The sequence below is a fragment of the Streptomyces sp. NPDC051776 genome (assembly GCF_040681345.1).
Lineage (GTDB): Bacteria > Actinomycetota > Actinomycetes > Streptomycetales > Streptomycetaceae > Streptomyces.
Map to the genome: position 1 here is coordinate 34748 of NZ_JBFAYQ010000020.1, position 21901 is coordinate 56648.

The 21901-nt window shown below is 70.7% G+C and carries 14 protein-coding genes and 3 pseudogenes; 7 read left to right on the plus strand and 10 right to left on the minus strand.

Annotated elements, in window-relative coordinates; genetic code table 11:
- Window positions 1-74 precede the first annotated feature (74 nt).
- Both AB0M26_RS17365 and AB0M26_RS17370 read right to left on the minus strand, forming a co-directional pair.
- Window positions 75-1121, minus strand: coding sequence for a LacI family DNA-binding transcriptional regulator (locus AB0M26_RS17365; RefSeq protein ID WP_365261412.1), 1047 nt, complete (start codon window positions 1119-1121; stop codon window positions 75-77).
- 378 nt (window positions 1122-1499) lie between these two features.
- On the minus strand, window positions 1500-3725 hold the full coding sequence (locus tag AB0M26_RS17370) for a family 2 encapsulin nanocompartment cargo protein terpene cyclase (protein ID WP_365261415.1): 2226 nt from the start codon (window positions 3723-3725) through the stop codon (window positions 1500-1502).
- Window positions 3726-3990: 265 nt separating this feature from the next.
- Here AB0M26_RS17370 and AB0M26_RS17375 point away from each other — a divergent pair, with 265 nt between their 5' ends.
- Window positions 3991-5259, plus strand: coding sequence for an MFS transporter (locus tag AB0M26_RS17375; RefSeq protein ID WP_365261620.1), 1269 nt, complete (start codon window positions 3991-3993; stop codon window positions 5257-5259).
- A 362-nt stretch (window positions 5260-5621) separates the two neighbouring features.
- Here the strand turns inward: AB0M26_RS17375 and AB0M26_RS17380 are convergent, their stop codons facing one another.
- The 4 genes from AB0M26_RS17380 to AB0M26_RS17395 form a co-directional block, all read right to left on the minus strand.
- Window positions 5622-6863: an RNA polymerase sigma factor gene (locus AB0M26_RS17380; protein WP_365261418.1), complete on the minus strand. Its 1242-nt coding sequence runs from the start codon at window positions 6861-6863 to the stop codon at window positions 5622-5624.
- Between the two features lie 37 nt (window positions 6864-6900).
- Complete coding sequence (locus AB0M26_RS17385; RefSeq protein WP_365261420.1) at window positions 6901-7248, minus strand: YciI family protein; 348 nt, start codon at window positions 7246-7248, stop codon at window positions 6901-6903.
- 205 nt (window positions 7249-7453) lie between these two features.
- Window positions 7454-8020, minus strand: a complete 567-nt coding sequence (locus AB0M26_RS17390; RefSeq protein WP_365261423.1) for a TetR family transcriptional regulator — start codon at window positions 8018-8020, stop codon at window positions 7454-7456.
- Between the two features lie 5 nt (window positions 8021-8025).
- Entirely contained in the window at window positions 8026-9507 is a 1482-nt protein-coding gene (locus AB0M26_RS17395) for an amidase (RefSeq protein WP_365261426.1), read from the minus strand.
- A 61-nt stretch (window positions 9508-9568) separates the two neighbouring features.
- Between AB0M26_RS17395 and AB0M26_RS17400 the strand changes: the two genes are divergently transcribed.
- The 4 genes from AB0M26_RS17400 (at window position 9569) to AB0M26_RS17415 (ending at window position 12701) form a co-directional block, all read left to right on the plus strand.
- Window positions 9569-10360: an SDR family NAD(P)-dependent oxidoreductase gene (locus AB0M26_RS17400; RefSeq protein WP_365261429.1), complete on the plus strand. Its 792-nt coding sequence runs from the start codon at window positions 9569-9571 to the stop codon at window positions 10358-10360.
- A 204-nt stretch (window positions 10361-10564) separates the two neighbouring features.
- Window positions 10565-11470: a CHRD domain-containing protein gene (locus AB0M26_RS17405; RefSeq protein ID WP_365261432.1), complete on the plus strand. Its 906-nt coding sequence runs from the start codon at window positions 10565-10567 to the stop codon at window positions 11468-11470.
- The gene (locus AB0M26_RS17410; protein ID WP_365261435.1) at window positions 11467-12192 is read left to right on the plus strand and encodes a class F sortase; all 726 of its coding nucleotides are present in this window, start codon (window positions 11467-11469) and stop codon (window positions 12190-12192) included. The genes AB0M26_RS17405 and AB0M26_RS17410 overlap by 4 nt, the downstream gene beginning before the upstream one ends.
- 152 nt (window positions 12193-12344) lie before the next feature.
- On the plus strand, window positions 12345-12701 hold the full coding sequence (locus tag AB0M26_RS17415; protein WP_365261438.1) for a DUF2255 family protein: 357 nt from the start codon (window positions 12345-12347) through the stop codon (window positions 12699-12701).
- Between the two features lie 38 nt (window positions 12702-12739).
- On the opposite strand, the pseudogene AB0M26_RS17420 reads toward AB0M26_RS17415, so the two are convergent.
- From AB0M26_RS17420 to ligD, 4 genes and pseudogenes are all read right to left on the minus strand, one after another.
- Window positions 12740-13715: pseudogene (locus AB0M26_RS17420) on the minus strand (acetylxylan esterase).
- Window positions 13716-14168: 453 nt separating this feature from the next.
- The gene (locus AB0M26_RS17425) at window positions 14169-14687 is read right to left on the minus strand and encodes an STAS domain-containing protein (RefSeq protein ID WP_365261441.1); all 519 of its coding nucleotides are present in this window, start codon (window positions 14685-14687) and stop codon (window positions 14169-14171) included.
- Between the two features lie 357 nt (window positions 14688-15044).
- The gene (locus AB0M26_RS17430) at window positions 15045-16793 is read right to left on the minus strand and encodes a ricin-type beta-trefoil lectin domain protein (RefSeq protein ID WP_365261444.1); all 1749 of its coding nucleotides are present in this window, start codon (window positions 16791-16793) and stop codon (window positions 15045-15047) included.
- Between the two features lie 295 nt (window positions 16794-17088).
- Window positions 17089-18108 (minus strand): non-homologous end-joining DNA ligase, encoded by a 1020-nt coding sequence (ligD, locus tag AB0M26_RS17435; RefSeq protein WP_365261447.1) that lies wholly within the window; start codon window positions 18106-18108, stop codon window positions 17089-17091.
- A gap of 303 nt (window positions 18109-18411) precedes the next feature.
- Here ligD and AB0M26_RS17440 point away from each other — a divergent pair.
- Window positions 18412-20981: pseudogene (locus AB0M26_RS17440) on the plus strand (molybdopterin dinucleotide binding domain-containing protein).
- Window positions 20978-21895: pseudogene (locus tag AB0M26_RS17445) on the plus strand (4Fe-4S dicluster domain-containing protein); the annotation flags it as partial. The pseudogenes AB0M26_RS17440 and AB0M26_RS17445, both read left to right, overlap by 4 nt.
- Window positions 21896-21901: the final 6 nt, after the last annotated feature.

Here is a 21901-nt window from a genome sequence, read left to right on the forward strand (position 1 = left end):
GCGGTGGGGTCGGGTGGCCGCCCGGCCCCACGTGCGTTTTTTCTTACGTCCTGTGTCCGATCGCTACGCCCCGGTCACCGTCGGCTCGACCCGCGGCACGGGCAGGCGACGGACGCCCGCCTGCGCAGCGGCATCGGCACCCGGTGCTCTCCGGTGCCCAGCGGCTCGTCGCCGAGGATCAGCTCCATGGCGACGCGACCGAGTTCGTAGTGCGGCAGCGCCAGCGTGGTGAGCGCGGGGCGCAGCCAGGAGGCGATGTCCTGGTCGTCGTAGGAGACGACGGAGACATCGCCGGGGATGGACAGGCCCGCTTCGGCCAGCGCCTGGTAGGCACCGAAGGAGACTCTGTCGGTCGAGCACACCAGCGCGCGCGGACGGTGGCCCGCGGCGAGGATCTGGCTCACCTCGCGATATCCGTCATCGGGGCCCCACTGGCATTCGACGACCCCGTCCAGGGCCACCCCGGAATCCCGGAGCACTTCCTGGAGTCCGCGCATCCGCTCGTTCCCGGCGAAGACGCCCCCCGGGGTGGCGGGGATCGCACGGTGGCCGCCGATCGCCCAGATGCCGGAGGTGTGCCCGGCGGCGAGCAGCACCCGGCCGGCGGCGCGGCCGGCCTCGGTCTCGTCGGGGATGACGGACGGGGCGTCGAAGCCGGGGGCGAGGCAGTTGAGCAGCACCACACGGCGGCCGTTCAGCTCGCTGGGCGGGGTGACGTGGCGGGTGAACATCGCCGCGTAGACGACGGCGTCCACCTGCCGGTCGAGCAGCCCGTTGACCAGCCCCGCCTCGGCGGCGCGATTACCGCCGGTCTCCGCGATGAACAGCAGGTGATCGCGGGCGCGGGCGGCTTCCAGCGCACCGCGGATCACTTCTCCGGCGAACGGGGTGGTGGTGATGGTGTCCGATACGAAGCCGATGGTCTGAGTGGACTTCGTCCGCAGGCTCCGGGCGGTGACATTCGGGCGGTAGCCCAGCATCTTGGCCGCCTCGAGGACCTTGTCCCGGGAGGCCTCCGAGATCCGCATGTCGGTACGGCCGGAGAGGACGAACGACGCGGTGGTGGGCGACACGCCCGCGCTGCGGGCGACGTCGGCCATGGTGACGCGGCGTCCGGACATGGGTGACTCAGCTCCATCGCTCATCGCTAAATCGAATTAGCGGATGCGGTAGAGAATGGAGCCGCGTTCGCATGCTGTCAACACCCCGGACATCTTTGGCCATAGAAGCTGGGGAGATTGTTGAGTTATGTCCAGTTTGCTGTGTAACTCCGACGCAATCTGACAAGGGAAAGGCATGCACTCGGTGCCGCCCTCGTCCAGGCTTGCATGCGCACCTCTGCTAAACCGATTTTTCGTGGGGCCAGGGGCCTGTCGAAGGTCCGGGACCCGTCGTTGGCACCCTCGCGCGGGCAGCCACCCGTGGCGGCCGCCCCGCGCGAGGGCCACTGCTCCCAGCAGGCCTGCTGCCGTGCGCCGCCGACCGATGCCGGGCGCCGGTCAGTGCTGCGGTACGGGGATCCTGGCCGCCGACGTCCCCAGCCCCGTGGGTACGGCACCGCGCCACGCCGCCGTCACCGGACCGCGGCGCAGGTCGGATTCGGCGTAGCGGTGGCATTCCTGATGCCACGTCAGGATTCCGGACAGCCAGTTCTCCAGCTCCCCGACATAGCCGTCGAGCAGTTCGCGAGCCTCCGGGCCCAGCTTGAAGTCGTCGTAGAGGACGGGCAGTTCATGGGCGGCCACGTGCTGGAACTGCCGCATCCGGGACGTCATCAGATCATGGACGATCGACAGGCCCGTCGGGTAGTCGCAGTCGAAGAAGTTCTGCACGACGAGGACGCCGTTGTGCACCTCGCCCTCGTACTCGATCTCCTTCTGGTAGGAGAACACGTCGTTGAGCAGGGCCGCGTAGTCCGAGGCCGCATTCTCCAGGGAGCGCATCGGTCCGCTGCGGTAGATCTCCTCCGGGACCCGCCGCCCGTGGGCCAGACGGCACAGACTCATCGTCAGATCCGAGCCGAAGGTCTTCCTCCGCATCTCGATGTAGTCGACGGGATCGGGGATGCGGTTCTGCGCCTGGTTGGCGAGCTCCCAGAGCCAGCTCTCGATCATGTCCTCGATGGTGGTACGGAACGCGCGGCGCGCCCAGTCCTCCATCGGTTCCGCGGTACGGCCCCAGAGGTCGGCGAGGGAGCGTTCGAGCGCGTTGGCCGGAGCGGGGGTGGGGGAACCGTCGAGCGGCATGAAGGCCGAGAGCCGTTCGTTCTGCGCCTTGGCGCCCGCCAGGTCCCGCGGCTGCCCGAAGACGACAGGGTAGTAGTCGTCGCCGTAGGTGCCCCAGGTCAGCCACTGCGACGACAGGTCCAGCTCGTCGGGCGTCGCGTCCGGATCGAGCCCCGCTGCGCACAGCGGGAGGTCGATGTCGATCAGCCGCTCCTCGTTCCAGACGCCGGAGCCCGGGATGCCGGGCTGCGCCTGCAACAGGCCCATGCGGTGGGACCACTCCACGACGTTGCGGCGCGCGGTCGCCAGATGCGGGCTGAGACGGGGGGTGAACGGCATGAAGAAGTCGGGCAGTTGAGAGGGGCCGACATGCCGGTACGGGACGTGGGTGAACCGCCGGACCCGCCCGGCCCCCGGCCGCCCGCCGAGCTGCCGGATGACCGCGGCGGCCGTTCCACGGCCCGTGGGCACCGGGGAGAACGACAGCGGGGAGGCCTCCGCGGCCGCTCCCCCGCCGTTCATGTACCGGCTGGAGCGCATGTGCCACTCGTGGCCGCCCGCCTGCCAGTCCTGGAGCCCCTTGACGTAAAGCATCACATCGGTGCAGGACTGAGGATCAAGCCCCTTCTCGACGAAGAGCGGCGGAAGTTCGGTGAGGGTGGTCTCCTCGAACTGCTGCAGCCGCGAGGTGAGGAGATCGTTGACCGCGTCCGCCGCCTCCTGCGTGCTGCAGCACAGGAACGTCTCCAACACCAGGACCCCGTTGGAGAGTTCACCCTCGTCCTCGATCTCCCGCTGGTAGGAGAACAGGTCGTTGCGCAGGTGGACGCCATCGGCGAAGGTGTCGCGCAGCACGCGCAGCGGCCGCGAATCGGCGACGGACCCCGGAACCTCGGCCCCCGCCGCGTACTCGACGAGACCCGCCGACCAGGGCGCTCCGCCGACCTTGCGCCGCATCTCGATGTACTCGACGGGGTTCGGGATCCGGTCGGCGTTGATGTTGGACAGCTCCCACAGGGATTCCCCCAGGAGATGCTCGGTGCTCTCGGCGAACCGGGAACGCCACTCCATCGACATCGACGGTACGGTCCTGAGCCACAGGTCCGCGAGACCGGCCTCGACCGGGTTGGTGGGCTCCGGCATCCCGGCGTCCAGGTCCATCGGCATGAACGCCGCCAGCCGGTCCAGGTAGGCCTTGCCGCCCTCCCGGTCCTGGGTGCGCTTGAAGGTCTCCAGGAAGTGATCGTCGAAGAAGAAGACCCACACGTACCAGTCGGTGACCAGGGACAGCGCCGGCCCCGAACAGTCGGGGTGGGTGTATGCGCACAGAAGCGCGTAGTCGTGGGAGTCGAGGTCGTGCACGTCCCAGATGCCCGAGCCCTCGAGCATCCCCATCTCGCGAGCCCATTCCCTGGAATGCTCTCGCGCCTCCTCCAGGTGGGGATTGAGTCGCGCCGGATACGGCATGTAGAAGTCCGGCAGTTCAAAGGGCTGTGTCACGGTGCCCGGCCTTTCCTGAAGTCCCGTCCCAGGTCGGCTCAGCACTACCCATGCCATTGGGGGCTATCCGGCCCCGTAAACAGTCATATGAACGACAGGCCATTTTGCCGGCACAGGGGAATTCCCTTGTGCCCGAATGGAGTTGGAGCCCCACCGCCTCACCCGTACGTGCGATCCGCCGTCGGCGACAATGACTCGGACACGACGACTCACGAGGAGAGCCTGTACCGCCGTGGACACCACGAGGAACACCGCCGACGAGAACATGCAGGAGGACCGGTCCGGCGCGATACCGCGGGCCGGGCGATGGCGGCGGTGGGCGGTCGACACCCGGCCCCTGCGGCGCCCCGCGTACCGGCGGCTGTGGTCCTCGACCGTCGTCACCGCGATCGGCAGTCAACTCACCGCGGTCGCGGTTCCCAAGCAGGTGTACGACATCACGGGCTCGTCGGCCTTCGTGGGCTATACGAGTTTCGTGGGTCTGCTCCCCTTGGTGGTGTTCGCCCTCTGGGGCGGCGCGATTGCCGACAGCATGGACCGTCGCACGCTGATGCTCGTCAGCAACACCGGGATCGCTGTCACGTCCTTGCTGTTCTGGGCGCAGGCAGCCGCCGGAAACCGTTCGGTGGCACTGCTGATGGTCCTCCTCGCGGTCCAGCAGGCGTTCTTCGGCATCAACTCCCCGACCCGCAGCGCCTCCATCGCCCGGCTCGTCCCCGCTTCCGAGCTGCCGGCCGCGAACGCGTTGGGCGCGACCGTCATGCACACCGGAATGATCGCCGGGCCACTCCTTGCGGGTGCCCTGATCCCGGTCATCGGGCTCGCCGAGCTCTATCTCGTCGACGCCCTGACCCTGTTCGCGACCGTGTGGGCCGTCTGGCGGCTGCCGCCGCTGCCGCCGCGCACGGGCACCGGGAAGCGGCGCGCCGGGTGGCGTCAAGTCCTCGACGGCTTCCGATACATCACGGCACGTCAGGTCCTGCTGCTGTCCTTGCTCGCCGACGTCGTCGCCATGGTCCTGGGAATGCCGCGGGCGCTCTTCCCCCAGCTCGCAGCCACCACGTACGCGCCGTGGGGCGAGGAGTTGGCCCTGGGGCTGCTGTTCGCGGCGATCCCGGTCGGCGCGGTGGCCGGCGGACTGCTGTCGGGTACGTTCTCCCGGGCCCGCCGACAAGGCCTCATGGTCATCGGCGCGGTGATGGCCTGGGGCATGGCGGTCACCGGATTCGGTTTCAGCACGAGCCTTTGGTGGGCGGTCGCCTTCCTGGCGGCGGGTGGTGTCGCGGACATGGTCTCGATGGTCTTCCGCAGCGCGATCCTGCAGTCCGCGGCCACCGACGAGATGCGCGGCCGGACGCAGGGGGTCTTCACGGTGGTGGTGGCCGGCGGCCCACGCCTGGCCGACCTCCTTCACGGCATCATGGGGTCCGCCTTGGGTACCCGTACGGCCGTCGCCGGAGGCGGGCTCCTGGTGGTCGTCACCATCCTGGCGCTGGCCTTGGCCATGCCCGCCTTCCGGCGCTACCAGAGCTGAGACCCACTCGGGGAGTCAGGGCGACATCGGCTCCGGCGCGGCCGGGTGGAGGGTGGGTACGAGCGCCCACGCCTGCGTGCCACCGTGCGTACGGTGCGCTCCGTACCGCCGTGCCAGGGCGTCCACCAGCGGGAAGCCCCGAGCGCATTCGACGTGCCCGGCGGCATGACGCGCGGGACGGCCGGACGGGCGCCAGGTGCCGTCATCGCGGACCTCGATCCACACGTCCGGCGGAGTCGCCGTAGGAGAGGGCGGAGTAGCGACCCAGCGGCGGGCGGCCTTCAGGGCGCAGGGCACAGTTCTTCGGCGGGCGTATGGCGCACGGCAGTGCTCCCGGCCCCGCAAGGCGAAGAGCGAATCGGTCAAGCAGTCGGGTCGTCTCGGCCAGGCGCAAGGGAATGGTGGCGGCGGCGCAGAAAGGCGCGCTCGGCCTCGTTCTCCGTGCGGTCGAGGGCCGCTTCGTAAGCGAGTTCGGCCTCGGCCGTACGGCCGAGGCGGCGCAGGAGGTCGGCGCGTACGGCGTGAAGAAGGTGATGGCCGTCGAGGCCGAGGGCGTCGACGAGGGCCAGGGCTTCCTCCGGGCCCTCCACCTCGGCCACGGCGACCGCCCGGTGCAGTGCCACCACCGGACCGGGAGTCATCGCGTACAGCTGGTCGTAGAGCTGCAGGATCTGCCACCAGTCGGTGGCGGCGGTGGCCGGTGCGTCGCTGTGCACGGCCTGGATCGCCGCCTGGATCTGATATGGGCCGGGCCGGTCGAGGCGCAGGCACCGGCGGACGATGGCCTGGCCCTCGTCGATCAGGGCGCGGTCCCAGAGGCCGCGGTCCTGGTCGGCCAGCAGGACCAGGTCGCCGTCCGCGGTGGTGCGGGCGGCGCGGCGCGACTCGGTGAGCAGCATGAGTGCGAGGAGCCCCATGACCTCCGGTTCGTCGGGCATGAGCCCGGCGAGGAGGCGGCCGAGGCGGACGGCCTCGGCGCACAGGTCGTCGCGGACGAGTGCCTCGCCCGAGCTGGCCGTGTATCCCTCGTTGAAGATGAGGTAGACGACGGCGAGCACACCCCGCAGCCGCTCGGGAAGATCGGCGTCCCCCGGGACGCGGTACGGGATGCCGGCGTCGCGGATCTTGCCCTTGGCCCTCACCAGCCGCTGAGCCATGGTCGGTTCGGAGACCAGAAAGGCACGGGCGATTTCCGCGGTCGTGAGCCCGCCGAGGAGCCGGAGGGTCAGGGCGACCCGGGCGGCGGGGGCGAGCGCGGGGTGGCAGCAGGTGAAGATGAGGCGGAGCCGGTCATCGCGCACGGGTCCCTCCTCGGCCGGTTCGTCGTGGGCGTACAGCGCGGCAGCCTGGGCGTGCCGGTCTGCGCGCTTCGCTTCTCTGCGGACGCGGTCGATCGCGCGGTTGCGGGCGGTGGTGATGATCCATCCGGCGGGGCTCGGCGGCAGCCCGGCTTGCGGCCACCGGCAGGCCGCCTCGGTGAAGGCGTCCTGGACCGCCTCCTCGGCGATGTCGATGTCGCCGAAGACGCGGACCAGGACGGCGACGGCGCGCCCGTACTCCTCGCGGAAGACGCGCTCGATCACCGAGGCGGACACCTCAGGCATGCCGGTCGTCCTCCGGCGCAAGCTGCGCCACGCCTCATCAGTGGCCGTGCTCCACGGGCCTCACCTCGATGGGGAGGGTGATGGCACGGGCGAGCTTGCGGCCCCATTCCAGGGCGGCGTCGAGGTCGGGTGCCTGGATGACGGTGAATCCGCCGATGTGCTCCTTGCCCTCCAGGTAGGGGCCGTCGGTGGTGAGGATCTCGTCGTCCTCGAGCCGCAGCACGGTGGCCGTGCTCGGTGGGTACAGGCCACCGGAGAAGACCCAGGCCCCTTTCTCGCGCATCTCGGCGCTCACGGCCTCGACCTCCCGCATGATCGGATCCAGGACCTCGGGCGGCGGGGGGTCTCCGTCGGGCTGGTAGATGCTCAGCAGGTACTGCTTCATGACCGCCACTCCTTGACGTATCCACGGTACGGCGCCGGCGTCGTGCCGGCCTCTCACCCTCTACACGAACGGGGATTCGCCGGCTCGACAGCAAAGGGCATCGGTGTGGAGGAAATTTCTCGCTGAGGTCGTCCCGTCACCGAGGGCAGGGAAAAGCGCGGCGGTCCGTAAGGTGCGGTCGTTAGCCGTTCAGCCGTTCAGCCGTTCAGCCGCTCTGCGCTCCTCGCGCGAGCAGCAGCAGCGCGTCCACGAGCTCCTCGGCAGGCGCACCCGTGGCCAGACGGCGGAGCTGCTGGCCGAAGACGACCGCCACAGCGGTGCTCGCAAGGCGCTCGGCGTCGGGCACGCCGAGGCAGTTCAGTATCTGGGTGGCCAGCAGGTCGTACGCCTCGAAGGACTCCTTCGCGGCCGCCTGCAGCCGTACGTCCCGGCCCGCCTGCACATACAGCTCGAAAGGCGCGATATGGGTGGAGTCGAACGGCGTTCCACCCGCGACCTGGGCGACCAGGTCCGCGGCACCGTCGATGTCGATTCCCTCGGCTTCGCAGTGGTCGGCGAGTTCGGTGAAGCGGCACGTCTCACCGGCGACGAAGTGCAGCAGGCTCTCGCGCAGGAGCTCGTGCTGGGACTCGAAGTGATAAGTGACCGAGCCGAGGGAGACACCCGCCTCCTTGGCGATCCGCCGGTTGGTGACCGCGGCGACGCCGTCCTGCCCGATGATGTGCAGAACGGCGTCGATGATCTTCTGGCGGGTATCGACGGGCTTGGACATGGGCGTCATTGTTCCACCGGTGCTCCTCCGGTCGGCGCGGCGCCCGGCATGAGCCCGCCCGGGGCTGCGGCAGCGGCGTTCCCGGACCCGGTGATGCCGGGCGTGCGCTCGAACCAGCGCTGGTCGTCCTCGAGTTGGGCCGCGAGAGAGATCAGCAGTTCCTCCGTGCCGTTGTGACCGAGGAGCTGTGCGCCGACCGGGAGTCCGTCGCGAGTGAAACCCGCGGGGACGTTCACGCCGGGCCAGCCGAGGACGTTCCAGGGCCAGGCGTACGGACAGGCCGCGGCCATCGTCCTGTCGGTCTGCCAGGCCGTCATGTCGTCGAAAGCGCCGATGCGCGGCGGCGGGGCCGCGGCGGTCGGGGCGAGCACGACGTCGTAGCGGTCGAAGATCGCGCCGATCCTGGCGTGCTGGCGGGCCTCGCGCGCGCGGGCGATGCGCAGCGCGCGGCCGTTCAGGCGGCTGCCGGTGCGCATGGCGCTGCGCGTGCGCGGGTCGAGCAGTGCGGGGTCGGGGTGGATCGCGGCGATCTCGGCGACGCCGGAGGTGGCGCGTGGCACGAAGCTCAGCCCGATGAGGCCGTAGCGCGGCCGTGCCTCCTCGACGTGGTGGCCGAGGCGGGCCAGCGCCTCGGCGATGCGGGTGACGGCGCGGCGCACATCGGGGTGGAGCGTGGAGCGTGTGGCGATGAACGGCGGCCGCCAGGCGAGCGCGATGCGCAGGCGGCCCGGCTCGCGGCGGGCGGCTTCGACGGCTTTGACGGGCCGGGGCTGGTCGAGGTCCTCGGGGTGGGGGCCGGCGGCCACGTCGAGCAGCAGTGCCGCGTCGGCGACCGTACGGGCCAACGGGCCGTTGACGGCGAGCCCTTGGAACGCGTCGATGTGCGGGTGGAGGGAGACGCGGCCGCGCTGCGGCTTGATGCCCACCAGATGGGTCCAGCCCGCGGGTATGCGAATGGAGCCCGCGCCGTCGGAGCCGAGCGCGGCGGGTACGAGGCCGCCGGCGACCGCCGCGGCCGATCCGCCCGAGGAACCTCCGGGCGTATGGCCGGTGTTCCAGGGATTGCGGGTGGCGCCGAAGGCCGGGCCCTCGGTGAATGGCCACTGGCCCAGCTCGCAGGCGTTGGTCTTGCCGACGATCACGGCTCCGGCCTCGCGCAGCTTCCGTACTGATGCGCCGTCCGCCGTCGCGGGCTGAGCCTCGCCACGACAGCCGAAGTGGGTGGGCAGTCCGGCCACGTCGGTGTCGTCCTTGACCGCCACGGGGACGCCGAGCAGGGGCAGCCTCTCCCCCGCGGCGAGCCTGCGGTCGGCCTCCTCGGCCTCCAGCGTCGCCTCTTCCGCGCGGGTGCAGCGGAAGGCGTTGAGCGTGGACTGCGTCGCGGCGATGCGTTCGAGCGACTCGCGTACCAGTGCCACGGAAGTCGTTCGCCCCTCCGCCAGCAATCGGACCTGTTCGGTGAGTCCCGTGAACTCGGCTGTGGACACGGCCGCCCCTCCTCCATAGTGTTCGTTCGAACGAACAGCAATGAAGCGGGAGGCTACTCGTATGCGCATCACTGGTTCAACCGTTCTGCTCACCGGTGTGACCGGCGGCATCGGCAACGCCATCGCACGGGAACTAGCCCAAAAAGGGGCAAAGTTGGTCTTTACTGGCAGGCGTCCCGATGCGCTCCAGCAGGTGGCGGACGAATTCGGCGCCCGCCCCGTCGTCGCCGACCTCGCCGATCCGGACCAGGTCTCCCGCCTTGCCGAGGAGTGTCCGGACGTCGACATCCTCATAGCCAACGCGGCCCTGCCCTCAAGTGGCGATCTCCTCGACTACACACCCGAGCAGGTCCAGCGGGCGCTGGCCGTCAACCTCCACTCCCCCATCGCGCTGGCCCGCCTGCTGGCCCCCGCCATGCTGCAAGCGGGGCGCGGGCACATCGCGTTCGTCGGCTCGATCTCCGGCAAGGCCGCCACGAAGTACTCCTCGCTCTACAACGCGACCAAGTTCGGGCTGCGCGGTTTCACGCTCGGTCTCCGCCAGGACCTGCACGGAACGGGGGTGGGGGTCTCCCTCGTCCAGCCGGGATTCGTCCGGGACGCGGGCATGTTCGCCGCCACCGGTGCCAACCCTCCCGGCGGCATACGGACCGTCACGCCGCAGCAGGTCGCGTCCGGGGTGATCCGCGCCGTCGAACGCGATCTGTGCGAAGTCAACGTCGCGCCGGTGGAGTTGAGGATGCTGAGCGCCATCGCCGGGCAGTTCCCCGGACTCGCCGAGCGGGTGCAGCGCCGCATGGGCGCCGACCCCGCGATCGACAAGATCGTGGAGGCCCAGCGCGACTCCCGCTGACGCCAGCGGCAGTCCCTCACGGACACCGCACCGGTTTTCACACACGACCAATCCGCCCCTGAAGCGGCTCCGAATGGCAGACAACGCCGTCCGCCCGGGCGGCCGTCGGAGCAGGATCCCCGACGGCCCACGGGCGCCGACCGCGATACGGAACCGCTCTGCGGCCCTGTTCCCAGGGCCGCACGGAAGGGGATGCTCGACGTGATGACCAGCAAGACCTCCCGGCGCGCGGCCCTCGCCGCCCTGCCCGCCGTCCTCGTTCTCGCGACGGGCGCACCGTCCTTCGCCGACGACCACGGCTCGGGGTACCGGTCCGACGACCACAGCTCCGGCGATCGGTCGGGCAACGGCGGCTCGGGGCACGAGGCCGGCGAGGAGGGCGCCGGGGACGGCAAGGCGTTCCAGATCGAACTGGAACCGCTCAACGACTCCGGCGCCAAGGGCATGGCGATGCTCCACCTGGAAGGCAACAGGCTCACGGTCAAGATCGAGTCGCAGGGGCTCACGCCGGGGCAACCACACGCCCAGCACATCCACGGTGCCACCGACGGCCACGACTTCCACTGCCCCGACGGCAGCGACGACAAGGACGGCGACGGCATCGTCTCCACCACCGAGGGGGTTCCCGACTACGGCGACATCAACATCTCGCTGACGACCTCCGGCGACACCTCGCAGGACAGCGGTCTCGCCGTCGACCGCATGCCGGCCGCGGACGATCGGGGGAACCTCTCCTACGAGCGCACCATCGCCGTCTCCCAGGATGTCGCCGAGCACATCCAGGACCTGCACATCGTCCAGCACGGCATCGACCCGAACGGCAACAACGAGTACGACTTCGGCAAGGGCAAGAGCGAACTCGACGCCAAACTCCCCCAGGAGGCCACCGCCCCGGCCGACTGCGGCATCGTCGAGGGGGCGGCCATCGGCTCCGTACCGGTGGGCGGTGTCGAGACCGGCACCAGCGCGGACGACCCCGCGACGGGAACCCCGTCCCTGGTCGCCGTGGCCGGCGGCATCGCACTGCTCGGCGCGGCCGGTGTGATGACCGCGGCACGCCGACGTGCCGTCAGGGTCCGCACGTCGTCGTCCCGGCGGGAGGGCGTATGAGCGGCCGCGGACGTCGTACGAGGACCGGTTCGCGCCGTCCCCTTCTCCTCGTCGCCGGCACCGTCGTCGCCGTGACCGCGGCCGTCGTGCTGGTCGTCGGACTGTCACGGCAGGGCGAGGCACCGGTGCGCGCCGTGCCCCCCGCGCCGGTCCCGGCGAAGGGCAGCGGTACCGGCGGCACCGGCGCCCAGGGAGGTGACGCGGCGCAGGGCGAAAGCGGAGGGGCGCAGGAGTCGGGAGGCGGAGCGCAGCAGGTGCAGAGCCTCAAGGCGTCACCGCCGGAGCGGATCACCATCCCCTCCCTCGACGTCTCCTCGACCCTGGAACGGCTGGGGCGGGGCGCGGGCGGAGCGATGGAGACGCCTCGCGATCCGGACAAGGCGGGCTGGTACACCCCGGGCCCCACCCCGGGCTCCACCGGCCCTTCGGTCATCGCCGGGCACGTGACCTGGAACGGGGAACCGTCGGTCTTCTTCCGCCTGGGCAGGCTCAAGGCCGGGGAGAAGGTCGAGGTGACCCGCCGCGACGGCCGGACCGCGGAGTTCACGGTCGACCGGATCGAGCAGTACAGCAAGGACCGCTTCCCCACCCTGTCGGTGTACGGGAACGTGGACCGTGCGGCGCTGCGCCTCATCACCTGCGGCGGGAAGTTCTCCGAGGACGACCACCGCTACGCCGACAACGTCGTCGTCTATGCGTCCATGACGGGCAGTCACACATGACCGTACGGGCCAGGCTCCGCATCCGCGTTCGCGTTCGCGTTCGCGGGAGGGAGCCGGAGCCCGGGCGGTGACAGGGAGGCCGGAGGACCGTTTCGCGCCGGGCACCGCTGCCAGCGGGTGCGGCCCTCCGGAGCCGGTGCCATGGTGGTGACATGGACGTGACCACGCTCGATCACGAGCAGGAGATCGCGATGCGGACGCGTCGCCGGGACGGGTCCTGGTCGAGCCGTCCCATCTGGGTGGTCGTCGTCGACCAGGACGCGTACGTCCGCTCATACCGCGGCAGGGAGGGCGACTGGTACAAGCGCGCCCGCGCGGAGGGCAGCGCCGAGATCCAGGTCGGGAACGACGTGGTGCCCGTGGGACTGGAAGCCGTGCACGACGAGGCCCTCAACCGGCGCGTGTCGGAGGCGTACCGCGACAAGTACGCGAAGAGCGCTCCGGGGCCGACCGAGAGCATGATCGGCGCGGAGGCTCTGGAGACCACTCTGGTGCTCAGACTGGAGTGACGCACGTTTTCCCGGCCCCACGGAAGCCGGATCGCCGCTCACTGTTCTGCCAACCGCCGTGCCAGCCAGCGCAGTTGGGCTTCCTCGTGGTGCGGGCCGCCGCCTTCGTGCTCGTTGAAGGCGTAGACCTCGATCTGCTTGTCCTCGGCGGCGTAGTGGTTGAAGGCGGCGAACACCGTGGAGGGCGGACAGGTCTGGTCCTCCAGGGCGGTGGAGAAGAGGGCGGGTGCCCGGCCCCGGGCGGCGAAGTGCACCCCGTCGAAGTAGGACAGCGTACGGAAGACGTCGGCGATCCGGCCCCGGTGGGTCTTGAGGTAGCCGCCGATCTCCTTGTACGGCAGCCGGTCCGTGAGCGTCACCGCCCGTTCGAAGTGGCACAGGAACGGCACGTCGGGCGCGATCGCGGCCAGATCCGGTACGAGCCCTCCCACGGCCAGGGTGATGCCTCCTCCCTGGCTGGATCCGCGGGCGGCGGTCCGCGTCGCGTCCGCGAGGGGGTGGGAGCGGGCCGCCTCGACGGCACGCACGGCATCGGTGAAGACGCGGCGGTAGTAGTAGTCGTGCGGGTCGCCGACACCGCGGGTCATGAACCCGGGGAACGCCGGGCCTCCGCCCACCGGATCCGGAGTGTCACCGGGGCTCCACCCACTGCCCTGTCCGCGCGTGTCCATCACGAAGTGGGCGAAACCGGCCGAGGGCCAGAGGAGATGGGTGTGCGGCAGCCCGCGCCCACCGCCGTAGGAGACGAACTCGACCACGAGCGGCGGCGGTTCGCGCGCCCGGGCCGGGTGGAGGAACCATCCTTTTGACGGGCTGGCCGCCGAATCCGGCGAAGGTGACGTCGTACACCTCCACGGTGGTCAGCGGGGTGCGGACGGGTTCGAACCGGGCGTCGAGCTCACGGCTGCGCGCGTCGGCGAGCGTCTTCTCCCAGAAGAGGTCGAAGTCCTGGGGTTCGACGGTCTCCGGCCGGAAGTCGCGCAGCGCGTCGAGCGGAAGGTCGAACTGGGCCATGCGCACCCTTTCCCTGGCGGGGGACTTCCCTCGCGGGTGGGTCTTCCCTCGCGGGTGGGTCTTCCCTCGCGGGTGGGTCTTCCCTCGCGGGTGGGACTTCCCTCGCGGGCGGGACTTCCCTCGCAGGTGGGTCGACGATATCGGCGTCCGCAGCGTCTCATGCCGGACTGCCGCGCATGAAGGTCGCACATGGGTGCGCGGGTGCGCCGGGGGACCGCGCGTGGCTGCGCCGCGAGGGGGCCTGTGTGCCGTGCGCAGGAGCGGGCTGTGCGCAGAGGCAGGCCGAGCGGGGCCCGGTCCCGCCGGGGTTCTGGGGAGCGGCCACGGGCGCGTACGGGCTCGGGCGCGGCGCACCTGCCACCGGGCTGTGACGGCTGTGACGGCTGTGACCGGCTGTGGCGGAGCCCCGGCCGGGGGAAACCGGCCGGGGGCTCCGTCGGCGGCCGTACCGCGTCAAGCCAGAGCGGCCCGGGAGCCGGATCCGGGGCAGGCTGTGGCGCACACACCGGCGGCCGGCTGAGGCCGGGCGTGATCGTGTTCCTGCGGACCCGGAGGCTCCCGTCGTGCGGTCGGCAGCGCCATCACCGGCGGCATCAGCGCTATGGGGCCCAGGGCGGAGGGATCGAAGTCCGGCTCCGGTTCGTACGGCTGCGACGCATTCCGGAACTGCTGGTCGGTACCGGTGTCACGCATCAGTTTCAGCACCTGCCGGCTCACGCCGGAGACCTGGAAACGGACACCGGCTTCGGCTGCGGATTTTCGCGCCCCGATGAGCACGTTCAGTCCCGCGCAGTCGCAGAAAGCGACGCCGCTGAAATCGACGGTGAGGCTGCCGAGGGGCACCTTCAGACATTGGGCGAGCGCCAGACGAAGCTGTGGCGCGGTGGCGATGTCCAGTTCACCGTTCACCATCACCACTGCGGCCTGACCAGTCGTTTCGGTACACACCTCGAACGAGTAGGGGAGCTTCATCGCCTCCTCCTCCGAAATACCCGCGTCCAGGACTTTGACGCTTGGTGACCGTTCCGTTATCACCTGCGCACTTCGGACACCACATACTCAATCGGTGCGAGCATGACTGATCGTCCGTCCGTCGCATTTCTCATGTCAACCCTCGAATGCGACATCACTTAACGAACGCAGCAGAACATCGGTCCAGCAGAGCGTCGTTCCATGCGGGGGTGTGCGGGGGTGTGCAGCTGGGAGGCCCATTCGGGATGCGCAGCGGGGGACGGGAACACACGGGGGACCCGGTCCGGAGTGCGCCCGGACAGGACGGCAGCCGGGAACCGGTCGACGAACTCGGTCGAGGGGCTCCGGTCGGACGGTTCAGCTTGCGACGACGCGGCCGCCCATCCACCGCTGGTCGTCCCTCCCGACGGCAGGCCGCAGCACAACCTCGCTACCTGGGGAGTCGTCGCTGGGCGTGAGGGCGAAATCCAGGTCGATCCGCGGGTGGATGGCGCCGCTGCGGTCGATGAGGAAGATCAGGTTCTCTCCGTCACTGTCCTCGGCGGCTGAGCAGTCCCGGATCCCGACCCCCTCGTCGGTGTCTCCGCGGGAGTCCAGACAGAGGTCGGAGTCGGCGTACGACCGGAAAAGGCCGGTGTTCTCCGGACGCCACATCTGGGTCGGAGCGCCGGTGCAGGGCGCAGTGATGACGTCGGTGCCGTTCTCCGTGATCCCGTCCTCGATGTCCAGGCACTGGCCCGAACTGGCGTTGACCACTTGGAGGAAGTCGTCCGGCGGACGCGGGGCGGGAGAGGTCGGCGCGGGCTCGGACGGGGACGGTGTATGCGTGGGGCTGGGGCGCGCAGTCGTCTTCGTGGGCTTCGGTTCCGGTGCCGGCTTCTTCGGCGGCCGCGTGGTGCTGCTCGCGGTGGGCGGCGGGGACAGCGCGGTCATACTCGGCGACGCGGAAGGCTCGGCGGACGCCCGGGCGCCGCTGCCCGCAGGGGTGCTGTCATCGGAGTGCGGCACCAGCAGTGCGGTGCCGATGACGGCGCTCACCACGACCGCCGCTGCGACGAGGACCAGGGGCCGCGACTTCCACCACGATCCCTGGCGGCCCGCCCTGTCGGCTCCCGGCCCCTGCGGCGGGTCGGGGGCGGCGGGCTCGCCGGCGTTCGCGGCCGGTGGCGGTGTCCGCTCCAACACCGCCCCTGGTGCGAGCAGCCCGGTGACCGGCCCGGCGACCACGTACTCCGCGCCGCCCCAGCCGAGCAGTCCCTCGGCCAGGACGGTCCGTGGGTGCTCGGTCATCCGGATCAGCTCTTCGAGGATCAGCGTGCAGCCGGGACAACCGTCCAAGTGCCGTACGAGATCCTCGCTGCAGCGGCGGTCACCGGGCCGGGCGGCGGCCTCGATGATGCGGCGGTACCCCTGACACTTCGGGTCGTCGCTCCGCTTCAGATACGTCTGCAGATAGGCCTGACGCATCGCGTCCAGCGCCTTGGGCTTCTGCTCGGCCACGGCCGGTGCGGGGATGCCGATGCAGCGGGCGGTCTCGGTGTCGGGCTCGTCCTCCACCACCCCGTACCAGAGGACTCCCCTGATGCGCTCGGGCAGCCCGTAGAAGGCGGCGAGCATGGCGGAGGAGTCCTCGAGCCGCGGGTGCCGCTGTGCGGCCCCGTCCCGCCCGACGTCCTGGCGCTGCGCTGACGTTCTGCCGTGCGGCGGAGCTCCGCCCTCCGGGAAAGCGGTCTCGTCGATCCAGTCGGCGAAGCCGGACTCCAGCCGCACACGGCGGGCGCCGGACGCCCAGGTGGCCGCCACCCTCTGGACGAGCATCAGGAGGTGATGCCGCCACGTGCCCTCCGGCTCGATACCGCGGCAGGCTTCCTGCGCGGCCAGCCCGAAGGCCTGAGCGGCGAGCTGGTTGCCGGCGACCTGGTTCTCCCCGCACAGACGCGCGTATGCCAGGACCGCGGGTAGATGGCGGCGGCGGAGCTCCTGGGTGGCGGGGTAGGCGGTCGGGGCGCCGGCACGAATGCGCTCGGTCAGCTCCGCGTCCGGCACCCTGCCGTAGCTGCGGGTGTCGGCCTCGGAGCTGTGGTTGGTGCTGTGCAGCTCAGGCACCCTCTCGGTGGCTCGTTCCTGTGCCCCGCCCGGACGCCCTGCAGGGCTCCGCCGGTGTGTCCGTCACGTAACGGAGGAGCCCATAGTGATGCGAGTTACACGACGAGGAAAGGGGTTTCCCTCGGTAAGTAGGGTATTCACGAGGGAAGATGTGTTGATCCCCGTCATACGGGACCTGCACACGGGACCGCCATACGGGACCGTCTGCGGTGGCTCGGGAGGCCCCCTGGTCCGGAACCACTGAGCTGACACACGCCGAATCCGGCCGTCAACGCCGTCGGCCAGGGCCGTTCCGTCAGCCGTTCCCGACGGGCCTCTCGCGTACGACCTCCTCCGCCGGCTTGTCGTCGCGCAGCCCTTCGAAGCGCGGGTGACGCAGTTTCCCGTCCCCGGTCCACTCGGAGAAGGCGATCTCGGCCACGAGTTCGGGCCGGACCCAGTGCACGCCGCGCTCCCGGATGCGGCCGCCGGCAAAGGGCTGCTCCGGCACCTCCAGTTCGTCCAGGCGCGCCCGGAGCGCGACCAGGGTACGGCGGTCGTAGCCGGTGCCGACCTTGCCCGCGTACCGCAGTCGGCCGTCCTCGTACGCGCCGACCAGGAGCGCCCCGAACCCGATGCGGCTGCCTGCCGGTTCAGTGAAGCCGCCGATCACCATCTCCTGCCGCTGCCCGCACTTGAACTTCAGCCAGTCCCGTGACCGCTGCTGCACGTACCGGCTGTCCGCGCGCTTGGCGATGAGCCCTTCCCAGCCCCATCCGCACGCGCGGCGCAAATACTCCTCGCCCCGCCCGTCGCGGTGCGTGGTGAAGCGCAGTGGGGAGGAGAAGGTGAGTGCGCTGCGCAGCAGCGCCTTGCGGGTGCGGAGCGGCAGCCGGGTGACGTCGTAGCCGTTGAGCCAGAGCAGGTCGAAGAGGAAGTAGCGGACCGCAACGCCCGTGGCCAGGGCCGCCCGGGCGTTCTGGATGCCCATGCGCTGCTGGAGACGGGCGAAGCTCGTCCGGTTGCCTTCGAAGGCGACGATCTCGCCGTCGGCGACGAAGTCGCGGCACGTCTGCCGGGACAGGGCCTCGGCGACTTCGGGGTAGGTGGAGGAGAGCCGGAGGCCGCTGCGCGAGGCGAGGACCGCGCCGTCGGCGTCACGGACGGCCAGGCAGCGCTGGCCGTCGAGCTTGCGTTCGTAGAGCCATCGCGGGTCGGAGAAGGAGTCGCGGGTCAGCGTGGCCAGCATGGGGCGTACGGTCTGCGGCGTCGGCCGGTCGCCGCTGCGCAGCAGCCGCCGCTCCTCGACGCTCAGGTCGTCCAGTGGCCCGGTCATGGTCCCGTCCCTACCCTCCTGTCCGCGCCCTCCGGGGCGCGCGTCTCCGCACAGCTGCGCGGGTCGCTCTATCGCTGATGTCACCCCGCGCGGTCCGGCCGCCGTACCACCGGCCGAGCGACGTACGGGTGCCCCCGCGGAGAGCGGCGATGCCCGTGCGCCGCAACTCGCCACCCCCGTCCCGGGGCACCCACGAGTCACCCGTGTCCCGTACCGCCTTTTCCAGGCGTAGGGCCCGACAGTCGGGGCACCCGTTCGCCGCGTCCGTAGGCGAGGTGCGCAGAATCGCGTCGGAGGTTGGTCATGAGCGTGCGCGGCCGGCTCCAGCGCTGGCCGGTGTACCGGCAGTTCACCGGAGGCGACCTCCTGGGCAGAGGCGCCGCGGCGCGCTCCCCCGGCTCGGAACGGCTCTCGGCCCGCACCGGGACGGCCGACCGGGTGGTGAAGTCGATCTGCCCGTACTGCGCAGTCGGCTGCGGTCAGGACGTCTACGTCAAGGACGAGCGCGTCGTACAGATCGAGGGCGATCCCGACTCGCCCGTCAGCCGTGGGCGGCTCTGCCCGAAAGGGTCGGCAACAACGGCGGGGACGCCTCGCCGGGTGATGCCGCTTCCGGTTCCGGCGGCCCCGACGGGCCCGGCCCCTCCGACCGGAGCGGGGCGGCGGACGACTCACGCGCCCACGGTCGCCGCGCGACCGCCGGCCATACCGAGACCCACGGCTCCGGCGGCCCGCGGGCAGAGCCGGAGCCGGAGCGCGACGAGACCCTCCGGCACCCGCGGTGCGTGTACCAGGTCCTGGCGCGCCACTTCGCCCGATACACCCCGGAGTTGGTCGAGGACGTGTGCGGCATTCCGCGCGAGACGTTCCTCCAGGTCTGCGATGCGCTGACGTCCAGCTCGGGCCGCGACCGCACGAGCGCCTTCGTCTACGCCGTCGGCTGGACCCAGCACTCCGTCGGGGCGCAGTACATCCGGACGGCGAGCATCCTGCAGCTCCTGCTCGGCAACGTCGGACGATCCGGCGGCGGGATCCAGGCCCTGCGCGAGCACGCCAGCATCCAGGGCTCCAGCGACATTCCGACGCTGTTCAACATGTTGCCCGGCTACCTGCCCATGCCCCATGCGCACGCGCACGAAGACCTGGACGCGTTCGTGACGGCGAGCCGCACCGACAAGGGCTTCTGGGCCCCCATGCGCTCCTACCTCGTCAGTCTCCTCAAGGCCTACTACGGCGACGCCGCGACGGCGGAGAACGACTGCTGCTTCGACCACCTGCCCCGTCTGACCGGCTCGCACAGCACGTTCGAGACGGTCATGAACCAGCTCGACGGCGTCTGCAAGGGCTACTTCCTCATGGGAGAGAACCCGGCCGTCGGTTCCGCCAACACCCGCCTCCAGCGGCTGGGCATGGCACACCTCGACTGGCTCGTCGTCCGCGACTTCTCCCTCATCGAGTCGGCGACCTGGTGGCGGGACGGTCCGGAGATCGAGACCGGCGAGCTGAGGACGGAGGACATCGCGACCGAGGTCTTCTTCTTCCCCGCTGCTACGCACACGGAGAAGTCCGGCTCGTTCACCAACACCAATCGCTGGCTGCAGTGGCACCACGCGGCGGTCGAGCCCGACGGCGACGCGCGCAGCGATATGTGGTTCATGTACCACCTCGGGCAGCGCGTGCGGGAGAAGCTGCTCGGCTCCACGGACCCCATGGACCGGCCGGTGCTGGATCTGGCCTGGGACTACCCGGTCGAGGGCCCGCTGGAGGAGCCGGACGCGGAAGCCGTGCTGGCCGAGATCAACGGCAGGGGCCCGGACGGCTCGCCTCTCGGCGCGTACACCGAGCTGAAGGACGACGGCTCCACCTCGTGCGGCTGCTGGATCTACTGCGGTGTGTACGCGGACGGCGTCAACCAGGCGGCGCGCCGCAAGCCCCACACCGAACAGGACTGGGTGGCCGCCGAGTGGGCGTGGTCCTGGCCCGCGAACCGCCGCATACTCTACAACCGGGCGTCGGCGGCACCCGACGGAACCCCGTGGAGCCGGCGCAAGGCCTACGTGTGGTGGGACGCGCAGGCGGGCCGCTGGACCGGACACGACAATCCGGACTTCGTGCCCGATCGCGAGCCCTCGTACCGGCCGGGCCCGGGCGCGACCGGAACGGATGCGCTGCGCGGCGACGACCCGTTCATCATGCAGGCGGACGGGAAGGGCTGGCTGTACGCGCCCGAGGGCCTGACGGACGGCCCCATGCCGACGCACTACGAGCCTCAGGACTCTCCGTTCCCCAACGCGCTGTATCCCGGGCAGCCGCGCTCCCCCGTGCGGCAGGTGTTCTCGCGGGAAGGCAATCGCTACCACCCGAGCGGGGACGAGCCGGGCTCCGAGGTGTACCCGTACGTGGTCACCACCCACCGGCTGACCGAGCACTTCACCGCGGGCGGGATGAGCCGCTGGTCCCCCTATCTCTCCGAGCTGCAACCGGAGTTCTTCTGCGAGGTCTCTCCCCAACTGGCCGCCGAACGCGGACTGGAGAACGCCGGGTGGGCGACGGTGATCACTGCTCGGGGGGCGGTAGAGGCACGGGTCCTGGTCACGGACCGGGTGCCGCCGCTGTCCGTCCACGGACGCACCGTCCACCAGATCGGTCTGCCGTTCCACTGGGGGCCGGGCGGCCTCGCACGAGGCGACGCCGCGAACGAACTGGTCGCGATCGCCCTGGATCCGAACGTGCACATTCAGGAGGACAAGGCGCTCACCGCCGACATCCGCCCGGGGCGGCGCCCGCGCGGCGCCGACCTGCCGCGGCTGCTGGCGCAGTATCGCGAGCGGGCGGGGATCACGGAGGACACCGGGATGGGGGTCCGCACATGACGACCGAGGCGCGGCGACACGTGCTGCAGGAAGGACTGCTGTCCGGGCCCGAGCCCGACCCGGCCGGGGACGCGGGACACACGGATCACCCCGAGCGGGTGGGATTCTTCACGGACACCGCCGTGTGCATCGGCTGCAAGGCCTGCGAGGTGGCGTGCAAGGAGTGGAACGCCATTCCCGAGGACGGGCTGTCCTTCACCGGCATGTCGTACGACAACAGCGAGGGGCTGGGCGCCTCCACCTGGCGGCACGTCGCGTTCATCGAGCAGAGCGCGGTGAAGCTGCGGCCGGTGGACGCGGGCGGAGAGCCTGCGCCGGTATCCGGCGGCGAGCCTGCGCCGGCATCCGGCGAAGGGCCGGACGCGGCCGCGGGCGGGAACGAGCTGCGCTGGCTGATGTCCTCCGACGTGTGCAAGCACTGCACGCACGCGGCCTGTCTGGACGTCTGCCCCACAGGCTCGCTCTTCCGCACAGAGTTCGGCACGGTGGTCGTCCAGGAGGACATCTGCAACGGCTGCGGCTACTGCGTACCGGCGTGCCCGTACGGTGTGATCGAGCAACGCGAGGGCGACGGCCGGGCGTTCAAGTGCACCCTATGCTACGACCGGCTGGGCACGGGACAGGAGCCCGCGTGCGCCAAGGCATGTCCCACCGACTCCATTCAGTTCGGCCCGCTCGACGAACTGCGCGAGCGCGCGGCCCTGCGGGTGGACCAGTTGCACGAGGCGGGCGTGGAGGAGGCGCGCCTCTACGGGCACGATCCGGAGGACGGCGTCGGCGGTGACGGCGCGTTCTTCCTGCTGCTGGACGAGCCGGAGGTCTACGGGCTGCCGCCGGATCCCGTCGTGACCACCCGGGATCTGCCTCGGATGTGGCGGCACGCGGGCATGACTGCACTCTCCCTGGCCGGTGGAGTGGCG